Annotated in this window: 14 protein-coding genes; 8 read left to right on the top strand and 6 right to left on the bottom strand. The window is 64.0% G+C overall.

The genetic code is table 11. The features are described 5' to 3' along the window. Window positions 1-320: 320 nt before the first annotated feature. The gene (locus ACESNG_RS19185; protein WP_373060688.1) at window positions 321-791 is read right to left on the bottom strand and encodes an OsmC family protein; all 471 of its coding nucleotides are present in this window, start codon (window positions 789-791) and stop codon (window positions 321-323) included. Continuing rightward, window positions 791-1,696 carry a sulfurtransferase gene (locus ACESNG_RS19180; RefSeq protein ID WP_373060687.1) on the bottom strand — a complete coding sequence of 302 codons (906 nt, stop codon included), beginning with the start codon at window positions 1,694-1,696 and terminating at the stop codon, window positions 791-793. The genes ACESNG_RS19185 and ACESNG_RS19180 overlap by 1 nt, the downstream gene beginning before the upstream one ends. Before the next feature lie 74 nt (window positions 1,697-1,770). Here ACESNG_RS19180 and ACESNG_RS19175 point away from each other — a divergent pair, with 74 nt between their 5' ends. Together ACESNG_RS19175 and ACESNG_RS19170 are read left to right on the top strand one after the other, a co-directional pair. After that, window positions 1,771-2,874 (top strand): hypothetical protein, encoded by a 1,104-nt coding sequence (locus tag ACESNG_RS19175; RefSeq protein WP_373060686.1) that lies wholly within the window; start codon window positions 1,771-1,773, stop codon window positions 2,872-2,874. Between the two features lie 76 nt (window positions 2,875-2,950). Continuing rightward, window positions 2,951-3,295: a ferredoxin gene (locus ACESNG_RS19170; protein ID WP_373070400.1), complete on the top strand. Its 345-nt coding sequence runs from the start codon at window positions 2,951-2,953 to the stop codon at window positions 3,293-3,295. Between the two features lie 59 nt (window positions 3,296-3,354). Here the strand turns inward: ACESNG_RS19170 and ACESNG_RS19165 are convergent, their stop codons facing one another. Next, window positions 3,355-3,783, bottom strand: coding sequence for an HNH endonuclease (locus ACESNG_RS19165; protein ID WP_373060684.1), 429 nt, complete (start codon window positions 3,781-3,783; stop codon window positions 3,355-3,357). Between ACESNG_RS19165 and ACESNG_RS19160 the strand changes: the two genes are divergently transcribed. Further along, complete coding sequence (locus ACESNG_RS19160) at window positions 3,769-4,053, top strand: hypothetical protein (RefSeq protein WP_373070398.1); 285 nt, start codon at window positions 3,769-3,771, stop codon at window positions 4,051-4,053. The genes ACESNG_RS19165 and ACESNG_RS19160 overlap by 15 nt on opposite strands. Before the next feature lie 19 nt (window positions 4,054-4,072). On the opposite strand, the gene ACESNG_RS19155 is transcribed toward ACESNG_RS19160, so the two are convergent. Next, window positions 4,073-4,951 (bottom strand): hypothetical protein, encoded by an 879-nt coding sequence (locus ACESNG_RS19155; protein ID WP_373070396.1) that lies wholly within the window; start codon window positions 4,949-4,951, stop codon window positions 4,073-4,075. Between the two features lie 492 nt (window positions 4,952-5,443). On the opposite strand from ACESNG_RS19155, the gene ACESNG_RS19150 reads away from it, so the two are divergent. From ACESNG_RS19150 to ACESNG_RS19135, 4 genes are all read left to right on the top strand, one after another. After that, window positions 5,444-7,075 (top strand): nucleotidyltransferase domain-containing protein, encoded by a 1,632-nt coding sequence (locus tag ACESNG_RS19150; RefSeq protein ID WP_373070394.1) that lies wholly within the window; start codon window positions 5,444-5,446, stop codon window positions 7,073-7,075. A 325-nt stretch (window positions 7,076-7,400) separates the two neighbouring features. Then, window positions 7,401-7,685 (top strand): hypothetical protein, encoded by a 285-nt coding sequence (locus ACESNG_RS19145; protein WP_373070392.1) that lies wholly within the window; start codon window positions 7,401-7,403, stop codon window positions 7,683-7,685. Between the two features lie 11 nt (window positions 7,686-7,696). Then, window positions 7,697-8,089, top strand: a complete 393-nt coding sequence (locus tag ACESNG_RS19140; protein WP_373060187.1) for a type II toxin-antitoxin system PemK/MazF family toxin — start codon at window positions 7,697-7,699, stop codon at window positions 8,087-8,089. 316 nt (window positions 8,090-8,405) lie between these two features. After that, window positions 8,406-8,660 (top strand): hypothetical protein, encoded by a 255-nt coding sequence (locus ACESNG_RS19135; protein WP_373060189.1) that lies wholly within the window; start codon window positions 8,406-8,408, stop codon window positions 8,658-8,660. Window positions 8,661-9,408: 748 nt separating this feature from the next. Here the strand turns inward: ACESNG_RS19135 and ACESNG_RS19130 are convergent. Further along, window positions 9,409-10,842, bottom strand: a complete 1,434-nt coding sequence (locus tag ACESNG_RS19130) for a cyanophycinase (RefSeq protein WP_373070390.1) — start codon at window positions 10,840-10,842, stop codon at window positions 9,409-9,411. A gap of 147 nt (window positions 10,843-10,989) precedes the next feature. Continuing rightward, entirely contained in the window at window positions 10,990-11,532 is a 543-nt protein-coding gene (locus ACESNG_RS19125) for a hypothetical protein (protein ID WP_373060196.1), read from the bottom strand. A gap of 293 nt (window positions 11,533-11,825) precedes the next feature. Here ACESNG_RS19125 and ACESNG_RS19120 point away from each other — a divergent pair, with 293 nt between their 5' ends. Further along, complete coding sequence (locus tag ACESNG_RS19120) at window positions 11,826-12,047, top strand: DUF433 domain-containing protein (RefSeq protein WP_373060198.1); 222 nt, start codon at window positions 11,826-11,828, stop codon at window positions 12,045-12,047. Window positions 12,048-12,119: the final 72 nt, after the last annotated feature.

Raw genomic sequence — 12,119 nt, 5'->3', positions numbered from 1 at the left:
TTCGCCATCAAACCGTACAACCCGTTCTCGATAGAGCTGTTCGCGTGGACGCCCAATCCCGATTGGGGTGGTGCCAAGGTGCGTATTCCGCTCGAAGACGACGCCATTGTCGCTGAGCGGGGTGTGGAATGGCTGTATCCGGTGCATGAGCGGGTGTGGTTAATCAAGTAGACTGAAAACTGCGAACTCCTTAGGCAAGAAGAGGGAGGGTTTCAGGGGGCAGGAGGCAGTAACCGCACGCGGTTCACCTGCTTCCTGCCCCCTGAAACCCTCCCCCCTCTTACCTAGGGAGTGTGCACTTCACAGTTCACAGCCCACAGCTACCCCTCGTACGACCCGTTCAATTCCAATGCCCACGTGATCGGCATGTTCGCGTCCAGCGAGTCACGCACGGAGCAGTACTTCGTAACGGCCAGGTCGATCGCACGTTCGGCGTGCACGCGTTCCACGCCGGAGCCGATGATGTGATAGATGAGATGAATTCTCGTGACGCGACCAGGCGTGCCCGAAAAGCGCTCGCCATTCACGTCCACCGACAGCGCGCTCATCGGCGTGCGGCGCTTCGTCAGAATGTCGACAACATCCACTGCGGTGCATGCGGCCAGGGCGCAGAGCAGCGTGTCGATCGGCGACGGGCCTTGCTTGCCGGTCGAGTCCATCGTGATCGATGGCCCGCCCGACTGACGTACGCCCTCGAACACGTGATCGCCGGTCCACGTGACCTGCACGCTGGCTGGTAACTTGCCGACAACCGGCATCGCGGTCGTGTCCTTCAGTTGTTCTTCGCTCATCACGGTTCTCCCCCTTGGCGAATGGGTGCGCGGACGGCGTTGCCCCACTCAGTCCACGACCCGTCATAGTTGCGCACCTTCTCGAAGCCCAGGAGGTACGTCAGCACGAACCATGTGTGCGAGGAACGCTCGCCGATGCGACAGTAGGTGACGACGTCGTCGCCGGGCGCGAGTCCAATTTCGCCCTCATAAATCGCGCGCAATTCACTGGCGGGTTTGAAGGAACCGTCCGCCGCCGCCGCGCGCGCCCACGGCACGCTGCGAGCCCCGGGAATGTGTCCGCCGCGCAACGTCCCTTCCTGCGGATAATCGGGCATGTGCAACTTCTCGCCCGTGTACTCCTGCGGCGACCGTACATCCACCATCGGCTTGCCCGACTGCATGTGCTCGCGTGTGTCGTCGATGAAGGCGCGGATCGACACGTCGTTGCGCTCACGTGCAGTGTACTCCGTGGGCGGAAACGACGGCACAGTGGTCGTGGTCGGCCGCTCTTCGGCCAGCCATTTCGCGCGACCACCATCGAGTACCACGGCATTGTCGAAGCCGAACAGCTGGAAGACCCAGAACGCGTACGTGGACCACCAATTGTTCTTGTCGCCGTAGAACACGACCGTGGTGCTGTCGTCGATGCCCTTCGCGCGGAGTAGTGCTTCGAAGGACGCCCGCGCGATGTAGTCACGTTCGACCTGATCGTTGAGGTCGATGTGCCAGTCGAGCTTCTGCGCACCGGGAATGTGCTCCACGCTGTACAGGAGCACGTCTTCGTTGCACTCGAGCAAACGCAGCGACGGGTGATCGAGGTGCGCCGCCAGCCAGTCCGTGCTGACGAGGCGATCGGGGTGCACGTAGCCTTTCGCGGCGATGCCGGCGTCCGGGATGTCGGGCAATGCAGAAATTGGGGGCATGTATGGACGCTAGCGACTTGCCGCCGGGGTTGCGAGGGGCGGTCGGGGCCCGTCTGTCCGAGCTATATTCCCGTATGCTCACCGTGATCGGGTCCGCCATTGCGTATCGATTGTTCGATGTGGGATACGCCATTGACCTCGAGCGAGCGCTCGCCCTGTTGTCGGCCAGCGCCCCGGAGCGCGTCCGACCCGCCCGCGGTGAAGGGCAAGCTCTGCAGATCAGCAATCCACCCATCACGGTATCGCTTGGCGGCGCTGTGCTGGCCGTTGATGAGACCGCGCACGATGTGGAGCTTTCAGCGCGGATCTTCGATTTTGGGGTCGTCTCCCTCCGAGTGCGCGTCCGGCCGTCGGCCTCCTGCTCCTGGGAGCAGTTCACGGCGTTTGGCCAGCGACTGGAGCACCACCCCGGTATGAATGCACTGGTCCAGGATCAACTGCAGCTGCTCTGCGAGCGCATGCGCCCCGCGATCGAGCGGCCAGCAGTCGCCGGCGTTCACGAGGATTACACTGTCTTCCGCATCACGGAGATTACCGACGAACACGGCACGCCGCTGTCGGCCGCAGCGCTGGCGTCGCTCGATGTCGTCCCGCTCCTGTTGAACGAAACGCGGCCGCTCAGCGCGGAAGCGAAACGCGAGTTGCTGCCGCACCGATTCACATACTACGCCGACGACCTCGCGCTGCTGACCTGGGAGAACGCTCTCGTGGTCGAGCCCGGCGAGGAAGACACCGACATCGAATACATTCTCGAATTCGCGAATGCGCAGCTGCTCGAACTGCGCTACTACGACGCCCAGCTCGACGCGGAACTCCCGCGACTCTACGACGCGATCGAAGCGGCGCGTGCTCGTCGATCGGTATTTCCCGGTCGTCGGTTTGCCGCGCTGCTATCGCGGCTGCAAGCGCAGGTGGCCGACTCTACAGAATTGGTGGAGCGTGTGGAAAACGCGCTCAAAGTCACCGACGATGTGTATTTGGCGCGCGTGTATTCCGCGGCCCTCGAGTTGTTTCGAGGACGTGCCTGGCGGGCCGGGATCGACCGCAAGCTCGCCATCTTGCGGGACACGTACGCCATGCTGAACGACGAAGCTCAGGCGGCGCGCAGCGAGACGCTGGAAATCGCCATCGTGGTGCTGATCGTCGGCGAGATCGCGATGGCATTCCTGCGAGGCTGACGCACCAGCGCTAGGATGTGGCCATGAAATGCACCCCGCGATACTGTCGCGCAGCCGAGTTTTCCGGAGCGAGTAGTTGAAGCAGTTCCCCAAAATGGAGCAGTACGCCCAGCATGTGCTGGTGTGTACCGACAACTTCTGTCATGAGAACCGCGTCGGTCGCGCGATCTATGCGCGTTTGGCGTCGCTGCTGCAGCGCGAAGGCCTACTCTTCGGCGACACGCGCGCCAATCGCAGCGAAGCACCGTGCCTCGGCGTCTGCACCGGCGGCCCCATCGTGGCCGTGTACCCGGAAGGCATATGGTACGCCGGCGTTACCCCGGAATTGCTGGAGCACATTGTCGTAGACCATTTGAAAGAAGGACGCGTTGTGGAGGAAGCCATCTTTCGCAATAACGGCAGAGTACGGAGCGAGGAGTGAGGGGTCGGGAGTAGAATCTCACGCTACCCCATACCCCCGACTCCCTACCCCTTACTCTGTCACGGTGCCTCAGAGCCGCGCAGCCCCCGGATCCCCTCCACGAGCTCCGTTGAGGCAAGCACTACGCCCCGGCGCGCAAGCTCCTCGGCAACCGCTGTCAAGTGTCTTGGCCATACATACCGCGCGAACTGGAAGAAGTTCCGCCGGGCCTCCGGGAACTCCGCCAGGAAGCGGGAGAGGGCGTGGCCCCCCTTACGCGTGTTGCAGGCCCTACACGCGGTCACTACGTTGCCGTGAGACCCGTCGCCACCGCGCATCCGCGGCTGGACGTGGTCCACGCTGAGAGCCTCCGGTTCCTGCACGACTCCGCAATACACACAGCGGAACTCGTCGCGCGCAAAGATCTCAAAGCGATTCACCCGGTTCTGCCTGTCATCACTCCTCCTGTGAATCTCCCGGATAAGGGTCGTCGGATGATCTTTGATCAACTGACCAGGTTCCTCGACACCGAGGAAAGCACGGCGACTCCCGATGACGTCCCGCCCCGCCTTACCCACAAAGCCCTCGAGGGCCTGCGTATGTCGCGTTCCCGTGAACGGATCCTGACCAATCTTGAAGAGATGTACCGCGAAGCGTTCGATCGCGCCAAGGAAACGGCCGATCCCGCGGCGATGGCGTCGCTCGACTTCGCCTATCGTCGTGAACAGCTGTACTTCGAGATCCTGCTGGACGTGCGGGACGCGATCGAGAAGAAGTAGGGACAACTCGACGTTCGGCCTACCCGTCGTACTCGCTCGTCGGTGTAGCGACGTGGGTGATGGCCTTGTCGCGAATGCCGAGATCAGGGAGCGCCTTCGCAATCACCCAGCCACGAACAAACGAGTCGTCGAACGCGTGCTTCGAGCCGTACGCACTCCGAATCAGATCGCCCGCCTGCACCAGCGACTTGAGCGTGTTGCCGGCGCTGCCGCCATCCAGTGAGAAGCGGCGCCTCATTTCTTTGGTGGTCGGCCCCATAGGCTCCGCCGCGAGCGCGCGCAGCAGGTTCTGCTGCTGGCTGGAGTGGCGTTGCCACCACGTCTGAACTGCCTCGTGTTCCTCGTCGAGGACGATCTCGCTGAAGGCGGCGGCAACGGCTGCGGCATCGATGGTCGCGCCGGGGATTGCTCGATCAACACACTTGCGTGCAAGTCGCACGATGTGGCGTGTACGAGGGCCGCCCCACTCGAGGCACCAATGTCCCGCACCCAAAGATTGCAACCCGACGGCGTCCAGGCGCTCGTCGATCCACGCGCCCATGTGATCCTTCGGAATCGGTCGGAATGGATAGGGGTCGAGCATCTTGTAGAACGCGCCATTCTTGCCGGCCATCGCTTCGAGGAGGGCGGGCTTTGATCCAGCCAACACGTAACTGAGGTGTTGATGTCGCTGCATGACGCCGCGAAGGTGCCACTCAGGCTGATCGTCCCGGCTCGCATCGGACGTCTTCCCCGTGCTGCGCGCTCGGCCGACCCCGAAGCGGGTGATCTCCTGAAACTCGTCCAAGACGATCCCGAGGGTGGTCTTCCTGTCGGCAGCGAGAGCGTCGAGGGTGTCCAACACACTGGCGAGAGTGGCCTGCTGCACTGCCAACGGATCCCCGGCGAAGGCCGACATCCAGCGAGGGTAGCGTCAGGCCAGAGCTGGGGTTCTGGGTCAGCGTGATGGAGGCCTGAAATCGGCCGGCCAATTCGGTGAACAGGCTCTTCCAACGCCGGCCCAAAGTCTTCCCGGCAGCGGCCAACAGGTTGTTGGCCATGTCGGTCACCGCGGAGGCGGTCGAGAAGTCGGCCAGGATCGCGTGACCGCCCTCGTCGTTCACCTTGTCGACGCCGCGCGCCAGTGTGGAGCTCTTGCCCATGCGCCGGTAACCCGACACCAGCAGCTTGGCCGATGGCTCGCGGAGCGTTTGGACGACCCGAGCGATCTCGTGTGTCCGATCGGTAAAGAACTCCCCTTGGACGATTCCAGAAATGCGAAAGGGATTCAGCGGCAATCGGCACGATTGCCGCTGTCCTTACACGCATGCTGATTTCCCGAAGGCCCGAGAACGACGATTCCACCACGGCTACGTGTGACTGAGGTGCTCGAGCGCCCACGTGCGGCGCCATGGCCGGTACCCACCTGCCCGCGAAGTGGCAGGCGTACGCCGACACCATACGGGACGGGCTCTCAACCTGGCGCGCCAGCGAGCGTAGCGACGTCGACCACAAGACGGCGTGTAGCTGGCGACACAAGGTCATGGCGTTTTCGGCGCCAGCAGAGTCTCCGCAGGACCGTGAGGAGCGTCCCGACAGCTCGGCGCCGCCGCCGATTCCGAGCGGCCGCGTCCAGCCGCTTCGTCCAACAGTTCTTGCTGCCCTAATTTCTAGTGCACTCCTACGCGCCGTTGAAAGGAGCGGCCAGCCGTGCTACTATATCGGCTTGCCCTCACTGACCCTGACCTCGTCGCGACCCGGCCTGCCGCCGCAGCATGAACGCATCCCTGCGTCGCTCCCGGCAGATCCGTTGGCGGCGCTCGGGGCGTCGCCAGCGAGCGCCAAACTGCTGCGGTTCTTCGTCCTCCATCCGACCATGGCCGTGCACGGCCGTGCGCTCCAGCGCCTGCTCGGCCTCGGCTCGGCCTCACTGCAGCGCGAGGTGGACCGCCTGCTCGCCCTCGACGCCCTTGAGCGCGTCGAAGTCGGGCGTCGGGTCTGCTACCGGCCCGTCCTCGAGGCAAAGCTCTGGGGTGCCGTCATGCTCCTGCTCAGCGACACGCGCGACCCTGTGGGGATCGTGCGCGATGCGCTGTGCGATGTCTCCGGCATCGAAGCGGCCTTCGTATTCGGATCGTTCGCGAGGGGGGACGCTCGGCCGGACAGTGACGTCGACGTGTTCGTGGTGGAGACGCCAGCGGTCGACCGGCGAGCACTCCACCGGCAACTGGCGCAGGTCGGACTCGTACTCAACCGCGAAGTGAACGCGGTGCGGTACACGACTCAAGCACTCGCGGATCGGCTCGGGGACGCCACGCACCCCGCGCATCGCTTCACACGCGCCGCGCTCGACGGGCCCAAACAGTGGGTCGCCGGGAGCGCGGATCGCCTCCGCCCGCTCGCGGCGGCGGCAGGCCTGACCGGCATTGTCGCAGGACACGGGTTCGGTTGGGAGCGCGGCGCTGGTGGGCGCATGAACGGCAAGAAGGCCCGCGGTCAGCCACCAGATGCCGCTGGCATGCCGGCGAGCGGTGTCCTAGGCGCCGGCGCCATCGGAGCGCCTCCGGCTGGGGGATTCCCCGCGCAGGTGCAGCTGCTCCTGAACGCGAACCGCCTCCGGCCGCAGCCGTTCAGTCGCGCCGAGGTGTTGACGCTCTGGCAGAAGGCGGTGGGGGCGGCGCATGACGCGGCGCTGACCGGGTTGACGAGCGATAACGCGGTGCGCCTCGCGTACGATGCGGGGCACGCGGCCGCGCTGGCCCTGCTCGCGGCGCATGGGCTCCGGACCGGCGGCGGCTCCGGGCACCACGAGGTCGCCATTGCCGGCGCCGCCGGTCTCGGGGGTTCCGCGCTTGGGGACTTGGTCCCCGACACAGAAGAGATTCGTCAGCTGCGGCATGGGTCCATGTACGACCCCGTGATCGCCGGACCGCCGGAAGTGGCGGACGCGCTCAAGTGGGTGGGACAGACCCTGCCGCCGATCCGTCACGTCCTGGTCGGTCGCGATGGAACGCTGGCCGCCCAACTCAAGCCCTACCCCTGACACGGTCCCGCCATGTTGCTGGATGTCAAGGCAATCCACATCAGCCGGCTGTCCACGCGAACTGCCGTCCAGCCCGGCAGCGGCGGAGTCACGTTGCTGCCGGGCACTCTACGCGATACCCACGCAATCACGGAACAGAGCCTCGAACATGAGTTAGCTGATGTGCGTCCAAAACTCTTCGTGATTCATGGCTCACGACTTTCCGCCACTGAAAGACGGCGGATTGACAGGGGTCGCTAAAGTGCCACACATTTAGCCATACCAGTACAGTTTCGTTGACGTTATTTGCCGTCTTACGGACAAAGATCCATGGCATCCGCTGTCGTTGGTTCCGTGCCGCTCCACCGCCGCCGACCCGCTCAAGAAGGTGACGCTCCGGCTCCACGCGCGAGTCGCCGAGGCGGTCCGATCCGTGGTCGCGACCGGTGATGCGCCGAGCGCCGATGCGTTCATCGAGAAGGCGATCATCGCGCGGCTGCGCGAGCGGCGTCGCGAAAAGCTCTACGTGGCGTACACGGAGGCGTCGAGGGACGCAGCATGCCAAGCGGACATGACCGGGACCACGCGGGCCTTCGACGCGACGTTGGGTGACGGCATCACGGTTCGTTGAGGGCGCGGCGCATGGCGTACATGGGACCCGTGAAGCGGTGGGATCTGTTCTGGGTGGACCTGGAGCCGCATGTCGGCAGCGAGCAGGGAGTCGAGCAACGACCCGCTATTGTCGTGTCGAATGACGGCGTCAACGCGTCGCTCGACGTGGTCACCGTACTTCCCGCCACCAAGCTCACAGGCAAAAAGCGAAGGGCATATCCGTTCGAGGTCGTGCTCCCTGCCGGTTTCATCACACCCGAGCACGAGAGCATCATCATGCCGCAACAGATTCGGACGATCTCCAAGATGCGGCTACTCGAGAAAATCGGGCAGTTGAATGACCCCGATCAGCAGCGAACGATCGAGAATCGCCTCTTGGAGCATCTTGGCATCCAGTTCGAAGCGGAAGAACTATCTGTCTAGAACGAGATAATCCGGCAGGGTTTGGCGGAGCGCCTCCGCGTTCTCTGCGCCGTTGCGTGATCAGTTCCACTACCGCGTGCGCACCGTACGCTGCGCAAGATTCCCGGGGGTGGCGACGAGCAGGCCGCTGAACCGATCACGCAGAGGACGCAGAGGCGCAGAGAACGCCGAGCAACACGCGAAAAACAGGAATCGGCACTCATCTGACCGCATGGCTCGAAATGGGAGTCGTTCCGCCGAACTCCTCTCCGCGACAGCTCGACGCACTCGATCCGTGGTATACGTCCATCTCTGGACCGCCTCGACTTTGGAAGACATGGTGACCCGCCTCGCCACCGCTGCGGCCAAGGCGCTTGGCGGTGATGAATTCCAGGAGATCGAGCGACTCGGCAGTGAAAGCGCTCCTGCCCACGGCAACACACCACGCAGGCGCGGCCGAAGCGGACTCACCGTGCCAGCCCGCGGGCCGCAGCATGTCAGCGCGATGCGTCAAGTTCGCGACGCGATCCAACATCATCGGAATCTCACCTACGTCTTTGCGGGCTCGGATCGACGCCTGATTCGTTGCTGATCAGTGCAGCAAATAGTTCGTGATTGTATTTAGTAGCATCTCGACGTTTTGGCATTGGAACGGCGTGCGTTATCGATGTGCTTTGGGAACGGGTTCGTTTTGTCTGGTCTCGTCTTGAACGGCGAGGCGCTGCATGTCAGTCGTTTGCGCGGAGGCGCGCGGGACGGTCACGCACAGGAGCACCGGAACCACAGGAGGGGTGGTGCGGCACGCCTGGGTCCGCCGACGCGATGCCGGTATCGATCAGTGTTGCTGTTCTTCGCGTCTCTTCGCGTGCTCCGCGAGCTTCGCGCGAACCAGCCGACTCTCCGACAACTCCGAGGCAGCCGCACGCACCGCGGTTCGCGCGAAGTCCGCGAAGATCGCGAAGGCCCGCGAAGCACAGCAACCACAGGAGTGGTGGTTCGGCGCGGCCAGGTCCGCCGGCGTGATGCCCGTATCGATCAGTTTTGTTGTTCTTCGCGTCTCGCGAAGCTGTTCGTGGCAGAGAACAAGGCGGACGTTCGCGTGATGCTGTGGCCGAGATGAGGGCTCCCGTGCGCCGACATCTCGTCCGCTGCCAGAAGCAACCGCAGATCGTTCAGAACCTGTTCCACGAGAAGCATTTGCCATACACCGCACGACGGCACTACGCACTAATTAGCGGCCGAGCCAACAACTCCATGACGAGGCAGCAGTACAGCCTCCGCGACGCGAGCACCGTCAGCCAGGTCAGGCGAAGCGGCGGCGAGATGGCCGACGCTCAGCCTCACCGCGCGAACAGCCGCTCGGTAATCCGCTCCACCGTCGACTTCGCGTCGAAGCGATCGTCAGTCGTGAGCATGATGATCGTGGTCTTGCGCCCGGGATAGCGTACCCACGCCGCGCGGTGTCCGTCGCTGATGCCGAACACGCGCTGCACGACCTCGCCGCGCTCGGTGTCGACCCGAAATCCCTTGGGCTCGGTGTTCTGCGCTGAACGTCCCTGGTCGAAGCGGTACAGATCGTCCACCGTGCCGGACCATTGCTTCGTGGTGCTGTCGTACGCGAGACGCTGCGCGCCGCCCACACTGCTCACGCGACGCACCGACGCCACGCTCATCCGTCCCATGCTGTCACTAGCCAGGGCCGCGTTCAGCACGGCCGACAACTCACCGAGGGCGAAATTCGGCGCACCGGTTTCCGGTGTAAGGCGGCGCTGCACGGCGACGCCGTACGCTCGGTTTACCAGCACCTTGCCACCCTGCGCCACGAGCACGGTCGCACCACCGCGTGCTGCGTCGCCATACGAGGCGAACAGGTTGTCTATGAACTTCTGCGTAAGTGGCGTCGCGCTGATCGCTCGCGACACCACTCGGCGTGTGGCCAGGTTGTACCGGTCACCGGGATGCAGGGTGAGGAACGGCTTGCCGGTGTCGTTGGCATCACGGCCATTGTACACGAACGCTTTGTTGCGTCCGATGATCTCGGCGCTGTCACCGCGCACCACCCACACGGTGCCCTCGTCTTCGGAAAGACCGAGCAAGTCGGGGCGGCGTGAGGTGAGCGAGTCGTGCAGATCGGGAAGTCGCTCGCGCGCGACCACATGCTGATCGATGGCCACGCCGCGCAGATAGGCGAAGCCCTTCAGGTACTGCGGATGATTGAACAGGCGATTGTCGTTCGACGGCGCCCCGCGTACGAGATAGTCGCCAAGAATCGACGCGCCGGCCGACGAACCACCCACCACGCCGCCGCGATCGAGCACCGCCTGAAAGGCGCGCTCCGACTTCGTGCCGGCGTAGGAGTTCACGAGACGGTAGTGACGACCACCGCCAAACCACACGCCGCGCGCGTTCGCGATTTTCGCCACGAAGCTGTCGGCGTCGGCGAGGGTGCGACTGGTCGTGTGATACACCACGACGTTGCGCGCACCGGCGCTTTTAAGACCCCGTCCGCCGTCGGAGGCATCGATGGAATCACCGCCCGCCGTGGGCACGTCGACGATCAGTGCATCGGGGCCGCCGGCGAGTTCGATGAATTTCGCAAATACTTCGGGTCCCTGCTGCCCACCACCGACCACCATCACCGACCCAGTGCGCGGGCCAACGCGCGGCGTACCGGTCGCGCTCGCGGTGTGTGCATCGCCGCCGGTCGCTGCGGTTGTTCCGGTCTTTCCGGCGCAGCCAGCAGTGATCGCGCACAGCAGCAGTAGGGCAGGCACTGCACGAAAACGAACGGCTAGCGCGGGAGCGGACATGGGCGGCGTTTTGAAGAAGGCGAACCGTACGGCGCAAAAGGCGAAGATAGAGGAGCGACCTCAGCTTACGCGCTGAACGCCGCCGCCGCTGGTCTTCACCACCAACCGCACTCAGTCGCGTCGCACCGTGAACTGAAACGATTGCTGCACCAGTTGCGCGACCCGAGCGCCGCGTGCCTCGGGGTAGGCCGGCCCTGCGGTTCCTGGAAGCACCGCCACGGGCCGTTCGACCTCGCTCTCAAGGAACACACCGTTCAGCGCCGGCGCGACGCCGGTGGCCCCTTCTACGCCATTGGTTCGGCCGCCCGGCTTTCCGATCCCCGTGAAGTTATCGAGGTTGGTGGGCGGAACGTTCAGGTTGACCGCTGGCACCGACGTGGGAATGTCGATCGGGGTGCGCAGCACAGTGAATCCCTTGGCGATCGGGGCGGCCGTGAATATCTGCGGCGCGGTCGGTTCAGGGGGCGTCGGTAGCGGCGTGACCGTCGAGAACTTCACCGCGGTTTCGCGCTGCTCGGCGACATGTGCGACCGTCGCCTGCGCGGTTGCGACCACGAGCGCCCCTACGATGCCGGCGTGCACCACCACCGAAACCATCGATCCTCCGAACGACCGCGTGCGTGTGGCCCGCGATTCGATTAATGTCTGAAACATGCATGCCTCCATGAGGTGGGAATGGACAGCACGTCTGTCCGACTCCACAGTGGGATGGCAGCATGAGGCCTTCATGACGGCGACATGACGGATCGCTGATGCGTTCGTGACGTGTCGATGTGCATTGCATGACATGGCGATTACGCACCGACTCCGCGCCTTTGCCTCCTGCGACTTTGGCGCCCGCCGCGCCGATCGTCTCGTAGGACGCAATGATCGGTAGCCTAGCCGGAACTTGTTAGATACATTCGACCAACTTTGTCGTACGTTCCTCAGATACCCGGAGGCCACCGATGAGCACGTACACGTTACCAATTTCGAGCAATCCAGCAATCATGGGCGGTACGCCCGTCTTTGCCGGTACTCGCGTGCCGGTGCAGACCTTCGTCGAGTATCTCGAAGCTGGCGATCCGCTTGACGAGTTCCTGATCGACTTCCCGAGTGTAACGCGCGAGCAAGCAGTGGCCGTCCTCGAACTCGCCAAGGAGTTATTGCTCGCGCGCGCGGTTGCCTAATGCGGGTCCTGCTCGACGAGTGCGTCCCGCGTCGTTTCCGAAAGGCATTGCCGGGCGTTGTCGTGTCTACCG

The organism is Gemmatimonas sp. (assembly GCF_041689975.1).
In the GTDB taxonomy this organism is placed as follows: domain Bacteria; phylum Gemmatimonadota; class Gemmatimonadetes; order Gemmatimonadales; family Gemmatimonadaceae; genus Gemmatimonas.
This window is presented reverse-complemented; position numbering and strand designations above follow the sequence as displayed.

Bases quoted from the DNA above. Each gene is read 5' to 3' on its own strand.
- ACESNG_RS19185 (WP_373060688.1), bottom strand. From the start codon at position 791: ATGAGCGAAGAACAACTGAAGGACACGACCGCGATGCCGGTTGTCGGC.
- ACESNG_RS19180 (WP_373060687.1), bottom strand. From the start codon at position 1,696: ATGCCCCCAATTTCTGCATTGCCCGACATCCCGGACGCCGGCATCGCC.
- ACESNG_RS19175 (WP_373060686.1), top strand. From the start codon at position 1,771: ATGCTCACCGTGATCGGGTCCGCCATTGCGTATCGATTGTTCGATGTG.
- ACESNG_RS19160 (WP_373070398.1), top strand. From the start codon at position 3,769: ATGATCTTTGATCAACTGACCAGGTTCCTCGACACCGAGGAAAGCACG.
- ACESNG_RS19155 (WP_373070396.1), bottom strand. From the start codon at position 4,951: ATGTCGGCCTTCGCCGGGGATCCGTTGGCAGTGCAGCAGGCCACTCTC.
- ACESNG_RS19150 (WP_373070394.1), top strand. From the start codon at position 5,444: ATGGCCGGTACCCACCTGCCCGCGAAGTGGCAGGCGTACGCCGACACC.
- ACESNG_RS19140 (WP_373060187.1), top strand. From the start codon at position 7,697: ATGGCGTACATGGGACCCGTGAAGCGGTGGGATCTGTTCTGGGTGGAC.
- ACESNG_RS19135 (WP_373060189.1), top strand. From the start codon at position 8,406: ATGGTGACCCGCCTCGCCACCGCTGCGGCCAAGGCGCTTGGCGGTGAT.
- ACESNG_RS19125 (WP_373060196.1), bottom strand. From the start codon at position 11,532: ATGTTTCAGACATTAATCGAATCGCGGGCCACACGCACGCGGTCGTTC.
- ACESNG_RS19120 (WP_373060198.1), top strand. From the start codon at position 11,826: ATGAGCACGTACACGTTACCAATTTCGAGCAATCCAGCAATCATGGGC.